This window comes from Polaromonas sp. SP1 (genome assembly GCF_003711205.1).
In the GTDB taxonomy this organism is placed as follows: Bacteria; Pseudomonadota; Gammaproteobacteria; order Burkholderiales; family Burkholderiaceae_C; genus Polaromonas.
In genome coordinates, this window is sequence record NZ_CP031013.1 from 4250853 (window position 1) to 4266434 (window position 15582).

Annotated in this window: 14 protein-coding genes, 1 tRNA gene and 1 pseudogene; 5 read left to right on the forward strand and 11 right to left on the reverse strand. The window is 63.6% G+C overall.

Features of this window, described 5'->3' with window-relative positions; all coding sequences use genetic code 11:
• Positions 1-43: 43 nt before the first annotated feature.
• Complete coding sequence (locus DT070_RS19980; RefSeq protein ID WP_122956976.1) at positions 44-454, forward strand: RNA-binding S4 domain-containing protein; 411 nt, start codon at positions 44-46, stop codon at positions 452-454.
• 98 nt (positions 455-552) lie between these two features.
• Here the strand turns inward: DT070_RS19980 and DT070_RS19985 are convergent, their stop codons facing one another.
• Both DT070_RS19985 and DT070_RS19990 read right to left on the reverse strand, forming a co-directional pair.
• Positions 553-1317 carry an aspartate/glutamate racemase family protein gene (locus DT070_RS19985; RefSeq protein WP_194965979.1) on the reverse strand — a complete coding sequence of 255 codons (765 nt, stop codon included), beginning with the start codon at positions 1315-1317 and terminating at the stop codon, positions 553-555.
• 156 nt (positions 1318-1473) lie between these two features.
• Positions 1474-2367: a transporter substrate-binding domain-containing protein gene (locus tag DT070_RS19990; RefSeq protein ID WP_122956977.1), complete on the reverse strand. Its 894-nt coding sequence runs from the start codon at positions 2365-2367 to the stop codon at positions 1474-1476.
• A gap of 312 nt (positions 2368-2679) precedes the next feature.
• Between DT070_RS19990 and DT070_RS19995 the strand changes: the two genes are divergently transcribed.
• Positions 2680-3891, forward strand: a complete 1212-nt coding sequence (locus DT070_RS19995) for a D-amino acid dehydrogenase (RefSeq protein ID WP_122956978.1) — start codon at positions 2680-2682, stop codon at positions 3889-3891.
• Between the two features lie 220 nt (positions 3892-4111).
• Here the strand turns inward: DT070_RS19995 and DT070_RS20000 are convergent, their stop codons facing one another.
• Both DT070_RS20000 and DT070_RS20005 read right to left on the reverse strand, forming a co-directional pair.
• Positions 4112-5011: a LysR family transcriptional regulator gene (locus tag DT070_RS20000; RefSeq protein ID WP_122956979.1), complete on the reverse strand. Its 900-nt coding sequence runs from the start codon at positions 5009-5011 to the stop codon at positions 4112-4114.
• Positions 5012-5076: 65 nt separating this feature from the next.
• On the reverse strand, positions 5077-5952 hold the full coding sequence (locus tag DT070_RS20005) for a LysR family transcriptional regulator (RefSeq protein WP_122956980.1): 876 nt from the start codon (positions 5950-5952) through the stop codon (positions 5077-5079).
• Positions 5953-6073: 121 nt separating this feature from the next.
• On the opposite strand from DT070_RS20005, the gene bla reads away from it, so the two are divergent.
• Together bla and DT070_RS20015 are read left to right on the forward strand one after the other, a co-directional pair.
• A complete protein-coding gene (bla, locus tag DT070_RS20010) occupies positions 6074-6952 on the forward strand; it encodes a class A beta-lactamase (RefSeq protein ID WP_122956981.1) in 879 nt (292 codons plus the stop codon).
• 205 nt (positions 6953-7157) lie between these two features.
• Positions 7158-7436, forward strand: a pseudogene (locus DT070_RS20015) (IS21 family transposase); the annotation flags it as partial.
• Between the two features lie 225 nt (positions 7437-7661).
• Here DT070_RS20015 and DT070_RS20020 read toward each other — a convergent pair.
• From DT070_RS20020 to cysS, 7 genes are all read right to left on the reverse strand, one after another.
• Positions 7662-7754: transfer RNA gene (locus DT070_RS20020), tRNA-Ser, on the reverse strand.
• A gap of 35 nt (positions 7755-7789) precedes the next feature.
• On the reverse strand, positions 7790-9058 hold the full coding sequence (locus DT070_RS20025) for an aspartate kinase (protein ID WP_122956982.1): 1269 nt from the start codon (positions 9056-9058) through the stop codon (positions 7790-7792).
• Between the two features lie 118 nt (positions 9059-9176).
• Positions 9177-10181: a tRNA lysidine(34) synthetase TilS gene (gene tilS, locus DT070_RS20030; protein WP_122956983.1), complete on the reverse strand. Its 1005-nt coding sequence runs from the start codon at positions 10179-10181 to the stop codon at positions 9177-9179.
• A complete protein-coding gene (locus DT070_RS20035) occupies positions 10150-10956 on the reverse strand; it encodes a phytanoyl-CoA dioxygenase family protein (RefSeq protein WP_122956984.1) in 807 nt (268 codons plus the stop codon). The genes tilS and DT070_RS20035 overlap by 32 nt, the downstream gene beginning before the upstream one ends.
• Positions 10957-10995: 39 nt before the next feature.
• Positions 10996-11976 (reverse strand): acetyl-CoA carboxylase carboxyltransferase subunit alpha, encoded by a 981-nt coding sequence (locus tag DT070_RS20040; RefSeq protein ID WP_092131429.1) that lies wholly within the window; start codon positions 11974-11976, stop codon positions 10996-10998.
• Positions 11977-12005: 29 nt separating this feature from the next.
• A complete protein-coding gene (locus tag DT070_RS20045) occupies positions 12006-12701 on the reverse strand; it encodes a DNA-3-methyladenine glycosylase (RefSeq protein ID WP_122956985.1) in 696 nt (231 codons plus the stop codon).
• 52 nt (positions 12702-12753) lie between these two features.
• A complete protein-coding gene (gene cysS, locus DT070_RS20050) occupies positions 12754-14130 on the reverse strand; it encodes a cysteine--tRNA ligase (RefSeq protein ID WP_122956986.1) in 1377 nt (458 codons plus the stop codon).
• A 366-nt stretch (positions 14131-14496) separates the two neighbouring features.
• Here cysS and DT070_RS20055 point away from each other — a divergent pair, with 366 nt between their 5' ends.
• Positions 14497-15561, forward strand: a complete 1065-nt coding sequence (locus DT070_RS20055; protein ID WP_228778636.1) for a tetratricopeptide repeat protein — start codon at positions 14497-14499, stop codon at positions 15559-15561.
• The last annotated feature ends 21 nt before the right edge of the window (positions 15562-15582 follow it).

Sequence of the window (15582 nt, forward strand, 5' to 3'; positions counted from 1 at the left end):
CCTCCTACGCGGGGCATGACGCAGTGGGCGAAAATAAGCGTCAATGGACAAACTGGATAAATTGCGGATCGACAAATGGCTGTGGGCCGCCCGTTTCTACAAGACCCGTGCGCTGGCCGTGGAGCAAATCGACAAGGGACGCGTGCACGTCAACGGCGTGGAAGCCAAGCCCGCACGTGAAGTCAAGGCGGGCGACACGGTGACGCTGCGGCAAGGCCCGGTGCAGCGCACGCTGACGGTGCGCGGCATCAGCAGCCAGCGCGGCGCGGCGCCCATCGCCCAGCAGCTGTATGAAGAGACGGAAGAAAGCCTGCGCCTCAAAGCCGAGGCCGCCGAGCAGCGCCGCCTGGCCGGCGACCCGGCCGGCAGCCAGGAGCACGGCCGCCCCACCAAACGCGACCGCCGCACGCTGGACAAAGCCTGGAACAACCGCTGGAGCGCGTCGGCCGACTAGGCGCTTCGATCCTGCATCGCTATCTTTTTGATAGCTATAAGCCAAGGCACGTATTAGGCTAGAGGCCGATTTTCCTTATAAAACCTGGGCCGCCGAACCTACGCCGCCGCATAAGCCCGCTGCGCCAGCGCCCGTGCCAGCAGGGCCGCCGGGTCCACCAGGTCCAGCCCATCCATCCCCGGCACCGCGCTGAGCGCCAGCGGGATCTCGGTGCAGCCCAGCACCAGGGTTGAAAGCCCGTGCCGCGCCGCCAGGTCTTTGGCCACGCCCGCAAAGCACGCGTGCGCCAGGGCCATGTCGCCCACTTTCACGCCGTCGTAAATGCCGCGCATCACACGCTCACGCTCGGCCGGCGAAGGAATGTGGCATTGCAGCCCGGCCTGGCGCAGCGCCTGGTCGTAAAGACCCGCGCGGTAAGTGCCTTCCGTAGCCAGCAGGCCGACCTCACGCACGCCGCGGGCGGCCAGGGTCTCGGCCACCTCACGCGCCACGTGCAGCACTTCGAGCTGCGGAAAGCGCTCCTGCAACTGGCCGTGCCAGGCATGCGCCGTGTTGCAGGCCACCGCCACGGTGGTGGCGCCCAGCGCCGCCAGCTTGCCCATGGCGTGCAGCATCGGGTCCAGCGGCTGGTGGCCGCCGGGGCCGGGCAAGCCCAGCGCGGTGCTGCGGTCGGGCACCGGCACCTGGGCCAGCCAGTGCTCGGGAAACGCCTGGTCAGATACGGGAATCTGCAGCGAGCGCATGTGGTCCGCACAGGCCTGGACAAACAGCCGCGCAAAGTCGGCGCCGGCCGCCGGGCCCATGCCGCCCAGGATGCCGACGACGCGGGTCCTGTGCAGGCCCTGCCTTTCAGTGCTGCTCATGGCTTGAACTCCAAAACAAAATTCCGCGCGCACCCATCCACGGGAGCGCAAAGGCTCCGGGCTGGGTTTTTAAGGGGGAAGAAAAGCTGCCGGCCTGATCCGGCGCGGCAGCGGTCAATGCAAGTAGGAGCGGCGCGCGGCGCTCCCGCCTGGCATTTACATCGCCGGCTTGTCGCTCAGCGCTTTCAGGTTGGCCTTGAGTTCTTCGCTCATCGGCAGGTTCAGGTTCACGCCTTTCGGGGGGATCGGCGAGGTGAACCACTTGGCGTACATCTTGGCGAATTCACCCGACTTGATCAGGCGCATGATGGTGCCGTCGACCAGCTTCTTGAACTCGGGGTCGTCCTTGCGCAGCATGCAGGCGTAGGGCTCAACCTGCAGGGAGTCGCCCACGACTTCCAGCGACGCCGGGTTCTTGGAGTTGGCCATCAGGCCGAACAGCAGGATGTCGTCCATGGCGAAAGCCAGGGCGCGGTCGTTTTCGACCAGCAGTAGCGAGTCGTCATGGTCTTTGCCCAGGATGAGCTGCATGTCGAGTTTCTTGTCGGCGCTGTACTTGCGGATCACCTGGGCGTTGGTGGTGCCGGTGGTGCTGGCAACCGTCTTTTTGGCCAGGTCGGCGTAGTTCTTGATGCCGGACGATTTTTTGACCAGCAGGCGCGTGCCGGTGTAGAAGTGGTTGATCGCGAAGGCCACGTCTTTGCCGCGTGCGATGTTGTTGGTGGTCGAGCCGCACTCCAGGTCGTAGGTGCCATTGACCAGCAGCGGGATGCGGTTTTGCGACGTCACGGGCATGTAGGCGACTTCAAGGTTGGGCTTCTTCACCTTCTTGCGCACGTCGTCGATGATGGCTTCGGTCAGTTCCGCCGAGAAACCCACCGAGGTCTTGGAGCCGATCAGGTAGCTGAACGGAACCGATGCCTCACGGTAGGAAACGGTGATCTTGTTGCTGTCGGCAACCTTTTTCAGCGTCGGCACGGTTTGCGCGCCGGCGGTGGTGGCCAGGCCGGCTGTCATCAGCACGGCGGTCATGAGAATCGAGAATTTCATGCTTGTCCTTTCGGGGGCAGGGTTGGTAGTTTCGGGGAACTGACATCGCTAACTGGCATCGCTAGTGTAGGAAGCGCAACGCCAGCCGTGTCATTCATTTTCGCGGCAATCCCATGACCAAAACTCATGGTTTACCCAAGAGCGCCCCTGCGTGGCAGGGTTGTCCCTTAGGGCTCCGCGCCTGTTTCTTTTTGGGTCACAAGACACAGACAAGGGCATAACCGAAAGTCATGGCCTTGGGCGAATTCAGCATTGTTCAAACCGGCGCGCGCTGCGTAAAGTTGCGCTCATCCAAGGAACAAAAGGGCTGTTATGCATGTGTGTGTGCTGGGTGCGGGAATCGTCGGTCTGGCTACGGCTTACAGCCTGCACCGCGCAGGCCATGAGGTCACCGTGGTGGACCGGGCCACGCCCGGTAGCGGCGCCAGCGGCGGCAATGGCGCGCAGCTGAGCTACTCCTATGTGCAGCCGCTGGCCGACCCGGGCATCTGGCGCCAGTTGCCCAAGCTGCTGCTGTCGCCCTCTTCCCCGCTGAAGCTGCGCCCGCGCCTGGACGTCCATCAATGGCTGTGGGGCGCGCGCTTTCTGGCCGCGTGCAACAGCAAAACCTCGCGCGACACCACCGGCTACCTGCTGACGCTGGCGGCGCTGAGCCGGCAGTCTTTCGACGCGATGATGCTTGAGGAAAAACTCGATTGCGATTTCTCGGCCACCGGCAAGCTGGTGCTGTATTCGGACGAAGCAGCGTTTGCCGGCGCGCAACGCCAGATGCTGCTGCAGCGCGAACTGGGCAGCACCCAGGAGGCGGTTGACGCGGATCGCTGCGTGGAGATCGAGCCCGCATTAAAAAGCCGCCACGGCCAGATCGCCGGCGCGATCTACACGCCCGGCGAATGCGCCGCCGATTGCCAGAAAACCTGCGACGGCTTGATGGAGGTACTGCGCCGCCGTGGCGTGCGTTTTTTGCTGGGCACGCAGGTCGACCAGCTGGTGCTGCGCGGCAAATCCATCGCGGCGGTGGCCACGCAGCAAGGCCACATCGAAGCCGACCGCTTTGTGATGGCGCTGGGCGCTGAGTCAGCCCGCATGGCCGGCACCGTGGGCGTGCACCTGCCGGTGTACCCGCTCAAGGGATACAGCATCACGGTGGACGTCGCGCCCGAGCCGGACGCCGCCCCGACAGTCAGCGTGACCGACAGCGCGCGCAAGGTGGTGTTTGCCCGCATCGGCTCGCGCATGCGGGTCGCCGGCATGGCGGAGCTCTCGGGCTACGACAGCACCGTCGACCCGGCGCAGATTGCGTCGCTCAAAGCATCAACGCAAACGCTCTTTCCGGCCTCCAGCACGTTTGACAGCCTCAGCCCCTGGGCCGGCATGCGCCCGGCCACGCCGACCGGCCTGCCGGTGATTGGCTTGCATGCGAAGGGCCCGCACAACCTGCTGTTCAACACCGGCCACGGGGCGCTCGGGTTCACGCTGGCTTTCGGCTCGGCCCAGCGCATCAGCCGCATGATGGCCCGCTGATTTCCCCTCCCCCTTCTCGGCTCACTTCGTGTAGCCGGATCCCCCCGCAGGGGGCAACAGCAGCGGCCCGGCAAAGCCGGTTCCGCGCTGTTGTATTGAGTTACCCCCTTCTCGGCTCACTTCGTGTAGCCGGATCCCCCGCAGGGGCAACAGCAGCGGCCCGGCAAAGCCGGTTCCGCGCTGTTACTTGCGAAGAGAGAAGCAGGCCACGCCTGGAGTTTCAGGCGCGTTGCGTCAGCGCCTGCTGGAAGCAGCGCACAAAAGCCCTGACCACCACCGAGCCCGGCTTGCCCGCAGGCAGCAAGGCCTTGATGGGCACGGGGATCAGCGGCTCCAGCTCCAGCACATCGACCCGGCTCGGGTCGGCCGAGGCGGCGGTGCAGGTGTCGATCACCGCCACACCGAGGCCGTGGTGCGCAAGCGCGAGCGCCGAGTGATAGGTCTGCACGGTGATGTGAAACTCCAGCCCCACACCGGCTTCGCGGCAAGCCTGGTTGAGGCTGCGGCCCACCGGGTCGAGCACGTCGAGCCCGACCACCGGGACTTTGGTGAGGTCTGCCAATGCCACGTTGCCGCGCTTGACCAGGCGCGCAGGCAGCATGCCCTTGGGCGCCACACACACCATGCGGCCGTCGGCCAGGTGTTCCTGCGCCAGTGCTGAATGCGCCACGGGGCTGAAGAGGAAGCCGACGTCGGCCTCCTGCAAAGCCAGCGCCGAGACGATTTGCGGCGAATGCAGCGCCTGCAAGGTGATGGCCACGTCGGCATGCTTGACGCGAAAGAGCTTGATGGCGTGCGGCAAGATTTCATAGCTCAACGCCAGCACCGTGAGGATGCGCAACTCTTTGGCGCTTTCACCGGTCTTGAGGTTGGCGGCCAGGCGCTGCACTTCGTCGAGTTGCGCAAACAGCCGTTCGATATGCGGGTACAGCGTCAGGGCTTCAGAGGTCGGCGTGAGCCGGCCTTTGGTGCGCTGGAAAAGGGCAAAGCCCAGTTGCAGTTCAGCGTGCTGCAGGATGCGGCTGACGGCCGGCTGGGTGACATTGATCAACCGGGCCGCCCCGCTCACGCTGCCGGTCAGCATGACGGCGTTGAAAACTTCAATGTGGCGCAGGCGCATGGCAGGTTCCGGTGGGCGTTCGTACTGGAAGGGCTAGAGCAATTATCGTGCGCGGTGCTGGGGTGTCAGGACACTGGCGCGCCGGGCGCCGTTGAAGCCAGCAACCAGTCGCGAAAAACATTCATCGCCAGGGTCGTTCGTTTTGACTTCAAGCGGGTGAGCCAGTAGCTGCCGTTTTCAATCTCAATCGCGAATGGCCTGACCAGACGGCCGGCCCGCAGTTCACGCGCGAACAGGTTCACCGGCAGCAGCGCCACGCCCGCGCCCTGTACCGCCGCTTCCGCCATCGTCAATGACGAATCAAACACGGTGCCCCTGACAACGGGAGAATCCACACCCGCTGCGGCAAACCAGTTGACCCATTCATCCGACCGATAAGAGCGCAGCAGCAGCTCACCCGCCAGGTCCGCAGGCTCACGCAAACGGGATGCGATGGCCGGTGCGCACACCGGCGACAGCGGCGCGGCAAACAGCGGCTCGGCTTCGGTGCCGTGCCAGGCGCCGTCACCAAAACGGATGGCGTAGTCCAGGCCCTCGCCCGCCAGATCAACGCGGTTGTTGTTGGTAAAGAGCCGGAAATCCACAAACGGATGCGCCTCCTGAAACTGCGCCAGGCGCGGGATCAGCCAGCCCACGGCGAACGTGCCGACCGCGCCCACCGTCAACACTTCACGAAAGCGGCCGTCGCGGAACTGTTCGATCAGGGCGCCAATGCGGCCAAACGATTCAGCCAGGGCAGGCAACAAGGCCAAACCTTCATCCGTCAAGGCCAAGCCGCGCGGCAGCCGCCGAAACAGCGGCACGCCCATGCGCTCTTCAAGATTTTTGACATGCTGGCTGATCGCGGTCTGCGTCACGTTGAGCTCGTCGGCGGCGCGCGTGAAGCTCAGGTGCCGGGCGGACACCTCAAAAGCGCGCAGGGCATTCAGGGGAAGGTGCATGGTCGTTAGCCCAAGATTTACTTATGAGTCACCCTGATTATTGCCGTTTGTGGGCTTGGCAGGTTTTCCTTATCGTTCCCGGACTGCGTCAATTAATTTCACCCATCACCAAGGAGAATCAATGCAAAGAAGGCAATTTACAGGTGCACTCGGAGCCATCATGGCCGGCGCCGGGGTTTCGGCCTATGCCCAGAAATCATTGGGCACCGGCGCAGTCACCGCACGCCTGCAAGCCATTGAACGCGAAAGCGGCGGCAGATTGGGCGTCAGCATTCTCGAGACCGGCAACGGCGCCCGCTGGGGCTATCGCGCCGGCGAGCGCTTCCCCATGTGCAGCACCTTCAAGCTGCTGGCCGCCGCACTCATACTGCATCGCGTAGACAAGGGCCAGGAACAGCTGGACCGCAAAATCATCGTCAAGCCAAGCGACATCATCACCCACTCGCCCACCACGAAGCAGTACGTCGGCACACAGGGCATCACCATCGCGCAACTGTGCGAAGCCACCGTCACCCTCAGCGACAACGCGGCAGGCAACCTGCTGCTGGAAAGCTTCGGCGGCCCCGCGGGCCTCACGGCCTATACCCGCTCCCTCGGCGACACCATGACCCGCCTGGACCGCAACGAACCCAGCCTCAACGAAGCCACAGCCGGCGACAAACGAGACACCACAACGCCCGACGCGATGGTGAGCACCATCCAGAAGATCGTTCTAGGCACAGCCCTGTCCGAAGCATCACGCAAACAGATGACGCAATGGCTGCTAGACAACAAAACCGGCGACACCCGCCTGCGCGCCCTGCTGCGGCCCGGCTGGCGCGTAGGCGACAAAACAGGCACGGGAGGCCACGGCTCCACCAACGACGTCGGCATCCTCTGGCCGCCTGGCCGCGCGCCCGTCGTGGTGGCGGCGTATCTCACCGGGACCAGCCGGCCGATTGCGCAGCGTGAGGCGACTTTGGCGAAGGTGGGTGAGCTTGCGGCGTCTTTGGTTGCTTGAGCCTGAAGAGCCGGGTCACATTCCATCTGACGCAAGAAAGCCGCCCAAAGGCGGCTTTCTATGCTGGCGAAGTGTGAGGCAGTCGATTTATAGAATCGTTGTTGAATGCCGTCGAAATCTGACCCGGTTAGAGCAGTAATTTCCATCGAAACCTGACCCACGTAGGCACTACTCTGCTTGTTTTAAAAGCAGAGGGAAATTAGGAGTGATAGACGTGGCGACATTGAATGTCATCAGGCGGTGGGCATTGAGAGATCAGTTGTCCATCCGCGAGATTGCAAGGCGTACAGGCCTGGCTCGCAACACAGTAAAGAAGTACCTTCGGTCCGATGAGGCTGAGCCCAGGTACGCAAGGCGGGTCAGCTCAAGCAAGCTCGATCCCTACGCTGAGAAGCTGGCCACCTGGCTGGGAATCGAGGCAACAAAATCGCGGAAACAGCGGCGCACTTTGAGGCAGATCCACACAGACTCAGCCCAAAAAGGAGAAGATCAAGAACTTATCCACACCGTGAGCACTCTCTGCTCACAAAGAGTGTGGGTCAAGATTTGATGGAAAGATCGGGTCAGGCTTCAGCGGAACTCAACAGAGTCAGCTGTTGATCGCTTGGTGAACCTAGCCCGCTCCGCGCAGACGAAATAGACGGTTCCCTGCAGAGCCTTCTAGGACATAAAAAAACCGACTCCTCCTTGCGGAGAGAGTCGGTAGTCTTGGCGGAAACGGAGGGATTCGAACCCTCGATGAGGCTCTACACCCCATACTCCCTTAGCAGGGGAGCACCTTCGGCCACTCGGTCACGTTTCCAATAAATCGATTATCTCACGACTTGCGGGCCGTTTTCAGACGGTCGGCTGGTCCAGGTCAAAAGCCTTGTGCAGGGCGCGTACGGCGAGTTCCATGTACTTTTCGTCGATGACGACGGAGGTCTTGATTTCGCTGGTGGAAATCATCTGGATGTTGATACCCTCTTCGCTCAGGACGCGGAACATCTTGCTGGCGATGCCCACGTGGCTGCGCATGCCGATGCCGACGATGCTGACCTTGCAGATCTTGGCGTCGCCGGTGACTTCCTGCGCGCCCAGCTTGGGCAGGACCTGGGTTTTGAGCAGGTCGACGGCCTTGGAGTAGTCGTTGCGGTGAACGGTGAAGCTGAAGTCGGTTTTGCCGTCTTTGCTGATGTTCTGGATGATCACATCGACTTCGATGTTGGCGTCGGCCACGGCACCCAGGATCTGGTACGCAATGCCGGGGGTGTCGGGCACGCCGAGCACGGAGATTTTGGCTTCATCGCGGTTAAATGCGATGCCCGATACGATGGCTTGTTCCATGTTTTCGTCTTCCTCAAAACTGATCAAAGTGCCTGACTTGGCTTCTTCGTTGATGTCGATGTCCCATTCGGTGAAGCTGGACAGCACGCGCAGCGGCACCTTGTATTTGCCGGCAAATTCGACCGAGCGGATCTGCAGCACCTTGGAGCCCATGGAGGCCATCTCCAGCATCTCTTCGAAGCTCACGGTGTGCAGGCGGCGCGCCTCGGGCACGACGCGCGGGTCGGTGGTGTAGACGCCGTCGACGTCGGTGTAGATTAGGCATTCATGCGCCTTGAGCGCAGCCGCCACGGCCACGGCCGAAGTATCGGAGCCGCCGCGGCCCAGCGTGGTGACGTTGCCGCCATCGTCTACGCCCTGGAAGCCGGTGATGATGACGACCTTGCCGGCGTTCAAATCGCCGCGCACGCGCTCGTCGTCGATCGACTCAATGCGGGCCTTGGTGTAGGCGTTGTTGGTCTTGATGGTGACTTGCCAGCCGGCGTAGCTCACGGCCTGCATGCCTTCGGCTTGCAGCGCAATCGCCAGTAATGCGCTGGAGGCCTGCTCGCCGGTGGCGGCCAGGGCGTCCAGCTCGCGGCTGTAGGCGTCGCCCGGTTTGGTGGGGGCCAGCTCTTTGGCCAGTCCCAGCAAACGGTTGGTTTCGCCACTCATGGCGCTGGGAACGACGACCATCTGGTGGCCGGCGCGCGCCCACTTGGCCACGCGTTTGGCCACGTTGCGGATGCGCTCGGTGGAGCCCATCGACGTGCCGCCGTATTTATGAACGATCAATGCCATTGCAGGATGTCAATCAGGAAGTTGGTTTGAGGCCCGGGCGCCTGTATGCAGAACGCCCTGATGCGGGTAGCCAAAGCCACCAGCAAAGCCTTCAATTATACCTAGGACTACTACCTAGTTAGGCCGGCTTATCTGCTGCCGCGGTGTACTGCAGCACCGCGCCGTCCCGTGTCACATGCCCGGTCGCCACCTTGAGGTGAATCTGGTGGCCGCGTGTGGTGCAGGCGGCGATTTGCTGCTGCAGTTGCTCCAGCTGCGCCGCGCTGGGCGTGGCCTGTAACTGCAGCAACCAGTGACGCAACACATTGGCTCGCCGTGGCGCCGTCAGTGCTTGCAAGGCCTTGATCACCGGCGGCGAGCCGACCGCCGCGAGATCTTGCTGCGCCACCTCGACCAGCATCGCCTGGGCCTGCGCCGAATGCCGGGCGCTGCGGGCAAAGGTCTCGCGAAACTGCGGGAAAACCTCTTCCAGCGCGGGCAGCAGCCGGGCCCGGATCCGGTTGCGCGTGAAGCGCTCATCGGTGTTGGTCGGGTCTTCCACCCAGGCGATGCCGCGCTCCCGCAGCCATGCGCGCAGCAGCGCCCCGGGCACAGTGAGCAGGGGGCGGTGGTAAGTGATGCCGTCCCGCTCCCAGCGCGCCGGCATGGCAGCCAGCCCCGGCAGCCCGGCGCCGCGTGACAGCGCCAGCAAAATGGTTTCCACCTGGTCATCGGCATGTTGGGCAATTGCTATATCTTTGATAGCAACAAGTCCATGCCCCTCCTTGGCTGCAGCACTAAAAGCCTTGTAACGTGCCTTGCGTGCCGCGTCTTCCGGGCTCTCGCCGGCAGCGTGGCGGGCATCCACACGCTGGATGATCAAGGGCACATTCAACTGTGCGCACAGGGCGGCGCAGTGCCGCTCAAAGTCATCAGCCGCTGCCTGAAGGCCATGGTGGATATGGATTGCGTACACCTGCCCGGGCCATTTTTCGGCGCAGGCCACCAGCAAGGCCACGGAGTCGGCGCCGCCGCTGAGCGCCACGGCCAGCGGCAGGCCGGGTGAAAAAGAACTCAGTGCGTCAGGCAGGCCCGGTTCTTGTGCGGCGCCTTTATGCGCCACGGTGGCCCACCGTGAAGTCATTGCGGCCGGTTTTGTCTTCACCGCGCAGCAGCCACAGCGGCCGCGTCGCAAAACTGACGGCCACGCCGGTCTTGCCGTCGGCCGGCCGCAGGCTGCGGTCAAACAGCGAGGTGCCGGGCATGTAGCGCAGCGCCACGCCGGTGCGGCGGATGCCGGAGGTGTTGGCCTTGGCGCCGTGGATCATGTAGATGTCGTGCAGCGACATCTGCCCGGGCTGCAGCTCCAGGTCGACCGCATCGTTTTCGTCAAAACTGCCGTCGGCCATGCGCTGGTTCAGCGTCAGGTCGGTGCGGTCTTCGTGCAGATGGGGGTGGAGTTGTTTGCCGCTGTGCGATCCGGGGATCACGCGCAGGCAGCCGTTTTCGCGAGTGCTCGGCTCCAGTGCCACCCAGACGGTGCAGTTTGCCAGCGGCCGGATGGGCCAGTAGTGGCCGTCCTGGTGCCACGGCGTTTCATAGCCTTCGCTGGCGGGCTTGCAGAACACGTGGCAGCCCCAGAGGATCACGTCGGGGCCGATGGCCTGGGCCACCAGGTCGACGATGTCGGTATTCATGGCCAGGTCGAAGAAATCGCGGCTGCCGCGCACGCCTTCGTCGTTGCGGCCTTCAATATGGGCGCTGACAAGCTTTTCGGGCCGCACGCCGGGGTTGTCGCGGATCAGGGTATTGAGGGCGTCCTGCATGCGCCGCACCCAGCCGTCGTCCAGCCGGAACTGCGGGATGACATAGCCCTGCTCCCGGTAGTGCCTGATCTCCTGGTCGGACAGGCTGGCCATGGTTTGTTTGGCTTCGGGGCCGGGGGCCTTGTCGCGGGCTTACTTGCCGGCGTCGGCCTTGGTGTCGGTGAAGCGTCCGTAGCTTTGCAGGCGCTCGTAGCGGCGGTCCAGCAGTTCCTTGACCTTCAGGTCGCTGACCTGGCGGAAGGCATCGTTGAGGGCGCGTTTGAGGAAAGCGGCCATCTGCTTGTGGTCGCGGTGGGCGCCGCCCACGGGTTCATTGACGATCTTGTCGATCACGCCCAGGGCCTTGAGCCGGTGCGCGGTGATGCCCAGGGCCTCGGCGGCTTCCTGCGCCTTGTCGGAGGTCTTCCACAAGATGGAAGCGCAGCCTTCAGGGCTGATGACGGAATAGATCGAATACTGCAGCATCACGACCTGGTCGGCCACCGAAATGGCCAGCGCGCCGCCGGAGCCGCCTTCTCCGATGATGGTGGTGATGATGGGCACTTCGAGTTGCGCCATCTCGAAGATGTTGCGGCCGATGGCCTCGGACTGGCCGCGCTCTTCGGCGTCGATGCCGGGGTAGGCGCCGGGCGTGTCGACAAAGGTGAACACCGGCAGCTTGAACTTCTCGGCGGTTTTCATCAGGCGCAAGGCCTTGCGGTAGCCCTCGGGCTTGCTCATGCCGAAGTTGCGCAGGCCGCGTTCCTTGGTGTCGCGGCCCTTCTGGTGGCCCAGCACCATGCAGGCGGTGCCGTTAAAGCGGGCCAGGCCGCCCACGATGGACAGGTCGTCGGCAAAGTGCCGGTCGCCGTGCAGCTCGACAAAATCGGTGAAGATTTCGTTGACGTAGTCCAGGGTGTAGGGGCGTTCCGCGTGGCGGGCGATCTTGGTGATCTGCCAGGGCGTCAGGTCGCTGTAGATGTCTTTGGTGAGTTGCTGGCTCTTTTTGGCCAGCTGGTCGATTTCCTCAGAGATATCAACGGCCGACTCGGTCTGTACGTAGCGCAGTTCTTCAATTTTTCCTTCAAGCTCCGCGATCGGTTGCTCGAAATCGAGGAAGGTCTTCTTCGCCATGTGCTGCTCCTCAGGGCTTCTTCAAAAAGTCAATTCTGCTCGGCGCCCAAAACGGGTAGTGGGTCCAGAGAGCGCCAAATATACCAAGTTGCGACACTGCAGTACGGCGCCCAGGCGGCGGCCACCTCGCGCGCGTCGCTCCGGCTGACGGATTCACCGGAAAAATAGTTCTGGCTGATGCCGCTGATCAGGCCGACGTCGTCCAGCGGCAAGACGTTGGGGCGCATCAGGTAGAAGATCAAAAACATCTCGGCCGTCCAGCGGCCAATGCCGCGAATGGCGACCAGTTCGGCAATGATGGCCTCGTCGTCCATGGCCTGCCAGTCCTTCACGTGGACGGTGCCGGCGTCGAAATGGATCGACAAATCCACCAGGTACTCGACCTTGCGGGCGCTCAGGCCAGCCGCACGCATGTCGTCGACCTTGAGCCTCAGCACATTGGCCGGAGTGACTTTTTTGGGCAGGGCCGAAAACTTTGCCCAGACGCTCTGGGCGGCTTTCACGGAAATCTGCTGGCCGACGATGCTGCGCGCCAGCGTGCTGAAGGCATCGCCCCGGGCCTGCAGGCAGGCGTCGCCAAACTGCGGAATCAGCCGCTTCATGACCCGGTCTTTTTTGACGAGGTGCTTGCAGGCGTCCGCCCAGTACTCCGGCACCGTGGTGGCCGGCTCGGGGACTTCGGCCAGCTCAACGCTGCCGGGACCGCTCTTTACTATCTTTTTCATAGCGATCAGCCCACGCTGCGCTTGGGCTGGAGGCCGAAATGACCAACAAGGCTCACGACTGGGCCTCCCAGGTCGTGCCGGTGGGCGAGTCTTTGAGTACGATGCCTTTGGCCAGCAAATCCTGGCGGATGCGGTCGGCTTCGGCGAAGTTTTTGGCGGCCTTGGCGGCGGCGCGCTCTGCGATCAGGCCCTGGATGCTGCTCTCGTCGAGGCCGGCGCCGGCCTGAAGGTAAGCGCCAGGGTCGCCCTGCAGCAAGCCCAGGCAGCCGCCCAGGCTTTTGAGCAGACCCGCCAGGCTGGCAGACCGCGTCTTGTTGACTTCACCTGCCAGCTCGAACAGCACAGCCACCGCTTCGGGCGTGCCGAAGTCTTCGTCCATCGCGGCCTTGAAGCGGGCGGCGAAGGGGCTGGACCAGTCGATGGCCACCGCCTCCGGCGTGACGCCGGCCAGCGCGGTATAGAGGCGCTTGAGCGAATTGCGGGCGTCGTCCAGGTGGGCGTCGCTGTAGTTCAGGGCGCTGCGGTAATGCGCGCGCACGATGAAGAAGCGGACGGTTTCGGCGTCGTACTTGGCCAGCACTTCACGGATGGTGAAGAAGTTGCCCAGCGACTTGGACATCTTTTCGTTGTCCACCCGCACAAAACCGTTGTGCACCCAGAAATTGGCCAGCGGCTTGCCGTTGGCGCCTTCGCTCTGGGCGATCTCGTTTTCGTGGTGCGGAAACTGCAGGTCGGCGCCGCCGCCGTGGATATCGAAAGTCTCGCCCAGCGTCTGGCAGCTCATGGCCGAGCATTCGATGTGCCAGCCCGGCCGTCCGGGGCCGTAGCGGCTGTCCCACTTGGCGTCGTCGGGCTCGGTGGGCTTGGCGCTTTTCCAGAGCACGAAGTCCAGCGGGTCGTCCTTGCCGTCCAGCACCGCCACGCGTTCGCCGGCGCGCAGCTCGTCCAGGGATTTGCCGGAGAGCTTGCCGTAGCCGGGAAACTTGCGCACCGCGTAATTCATGTCGCCGGTGGAGCCCTTGTAGGCCAGGCCTTTTTCTTCCAGGGTGGCGATCATGCCCAGCATCTGCGGCACGTATTCGGTGGCGCGCGGCTCCAGCGACGGCGGCTCGATGCCCAGCGCGCCGATGTCCTGGTGCATGGCCACGATCATCTCGTCCGTCAGCTGGCGGATGGTGATGCCGCGCTCGACCGCCCGCTTGATGATCTTGTCGTCGATGTCGGTGATGTTGCGCACGTAGGTCACGCGCAGGCCGCTGGCCTTGAGCCAGCGCTGGACCACGTCGAACGCCATCATCATGCGCGCATGGCCGATGTGGCACAGGTCGTAAATCGTCATCCCGCACACATACATGCGCACGTGGCCGGGCTCCAGGGGGGAAAATTCTTCCACTGCACGCGACAGCGTGTTGTAAATGCGAAGGCTCATGAAAATTGTGGCGGCGGGGGCCCGGCGTCGGCCGGCACCCGACTATCGGTCAGGCTGGGTCTGGGGGTCTGGGTAACAGGGAAGCTCGGGAAGCTGGAGGGGAGCGAAGGAAGGTTATCTCACGGACACCTCAGGCGGGCAAGGGCCATTCGGCGTACGCGCAAAAACGTGGCGTAAAAACGAAAACTGCGAAATCCCGGGGGTCTTGAACTATACCCCCTCAGCTACAATCAGGCAGTATATCCAGCCCGTCGGGCGGCGTTGGGCCGGCCTTTACGCCCCCTCAAAAACCGGCTGTTTATAGGGATTTCCACCCAAAAGCCGCCAAACGGCCCTGAGGGGTTTCAAAACAACAGCGAGTGTCTTATGCCCACGCAAAACTTCTTTACCCGCAAACCCCTGTCCGCAGCCCTGCGCATGCTGGTCGTGGCGGCCGCCCTGTCGGTGTCCGCAGCGCATGCCGACGACTACGCCGACGTCAGCCGCCTGATGCGCGCCGGCCAGTTTGCTGAAGCGATGACCAAGGTGGACCAATACCTCGCCAGCAAACCCCGCGACCCGCAAATGCGTTTCTTCAAGGGCGTGATCCAGACCGAAACCGGCAAGACCAACGACGCGATCGCCACCTTTACCAAGATCACCGAAGACTACCCCGAGCTGCCGGAGCCTTACAACAACATGGCCGTGCTCTACGCCGGCCAGAGCCAGTTCGACAAGGCCCGCGCCGCGCTTGAAATGGCGATTCGCACCAACCCGAGCTATGCCACCGCGCACGAAAACCTGGGCGACGTCTATGCGCGCCTGGCCAGCCAGGCCTACAGCAAGGCGCTGCAACTGGACGGCGCCAACCCGGCCGTGCCGCCCAAGCTGGCCCTGATCCGCACCCTCTTCTCGGCTGACGCCAAGGCCCAGCCGCAAGCCCAACCCCAGGCCCAGGCCAAACCCGCTACCGGCGCCCAGGCGTCCGGCCAGGTCACCGCCGCGGCGCCTGCGGCCGCACCGGCAGCCAAACCTGCCGCACCCGCTGCGGCAACGCCCGCCGCCGCGCCTGCTGCTGCGGCAACGCCCGCAGCACCTGCCGCCGCATCCGGCGCCGACAAGGAAGTTGAAGCGGCCGTGCGTAACTGGGCACAGGCATGGGCCGGCAAAGACATGAGCGGCTACCTCGCCAGTTACGGCCAGAACTTCGACCCGCCCGGCAACCAGGCCCGCAAGGCCTGGGAAGAAGACCGCCGCGCACGCATCGTCGGCAAAAACAGCATCAGCGTGAAGCTCTCCAACATGACCGTCTCGGTGACGGGCGCCAAAGCCGTCGCCAAATTCAAGCAGGACTACAGCGCAGACTCGCTGAATATCTCCAGCCGCAAAACGCTGGAGCTGGCCAAGGTGGGTGATCGCTGGGTCATCGTCAAGGAATCCACAGGCGGTTGATCGCCGGCGGCCGACCTGACC

What these genes read in the sequence shown, in the direction of transcription:
- DT070_RS19980 (WP_122956976.1), top strand. Translation starts at nt 44, where the DNA reads ATGGACAAACTGGATAAATTGCGGATCGACAAATGGCTGTGGGCCGCC.
- DT070_RS19985 (WP_194965979.1), bottom strand. Translation starts at nt 1,317, where the DNA reads ATGAGCAGCACTGAAAGGCAGGGCCTGCACAGGACCCGCGTCGTCGGC.
- DT070_RS19990 (WP_122956977.1), bottom strand. Translation starts at nt 2,367, where the DNA reads ATGAAATTCTCGATTCTCATGACCGCCGTGCTGATGACAGCCGGCCTG.
- DT070_RS19995 (WP_122956978.1), top strand. Translation starts at nt 2,680, where the DNA reads ATGCATGTGTGTGTGCTGGGTGCGGGAATCGTCGGTCTGGCTACGGCT.
- DT070_RS20000 (WP_122956979.1), bottom strand. Translation starts at nt 5,011, where the DNA reads ATGCGCCTGCGCCACATTGAAGTTTTCAACGCCGTCATGCTGACCGGC.
- DT070_RS20005 (WP_122956980.1), bottom strand. Translation starts at nt 5,952, where the DNA reads ATGCACCTTCCCCTGAATGCCCTGCGCGCTTTTGAGGTGTCCGCCCGG.
- bla (WP_122956981.1), top strand. Translation starts at nt 6,074, where the DNA reads ATGCAAAGAAGGCAATTTACAGGTGCACTCGGAGCCATCATGGCCGGC.
- DT070_RS20025 (WP_122956982.1), bottom strand. Translation starts at nt 9,058, where the DNA reads ATGGCATTGATCGTTCATAAATACGGCGGCACGTCGATGGGCTCCACC.
- tilS (WP_122956983.1), bottom strand. Translation starts at nt 10,181, where the DNA reads ATGACTTCACGGTGGGCCACCGTGGCGCATAAAGGCGCCGCACAAGAA.
- DT070_RS20035 (WP_122956984.1), bottom strand. Translation starts at nt 10,956, where the DNA reads ATGGCCAGCCTGTCCGACCAGGAGATCAGGCACTACCGGGAGCAGGGC.
- DT070_RS20040 (WP_092131429.1), bottom strand. Translation starts at nt 11,976, where the DNA reads ATGGCGAAGAAGACCTTCCTCGATTTCGAGCAACCGATCGCGGAGCTT.
- DT070_RS20045 (WP_122956985.1), bottom strand. Translation starts at nt 12,701, where the DNA reads ATGAAAAAGATAGTAAAGAGCGGTCCCGGCAGCGTTGAGCTGGCCGAA.
- cysS (WP_122956986.1), bottom strand. Translation starts at nt 14,130, where the DNA reads ATGAGCCTTCGCATTTACAACACGCTGTCGCGTGCAGTGGAAGAATTT.
- DT070_RS20055 (WP_228778636.1), top strand. Translation starts at nt 14,497, where the DNA reads ATGCCCACGCAAAACTTCTTTACCCGCAAACCCCTGTCCGCAGCCCTG.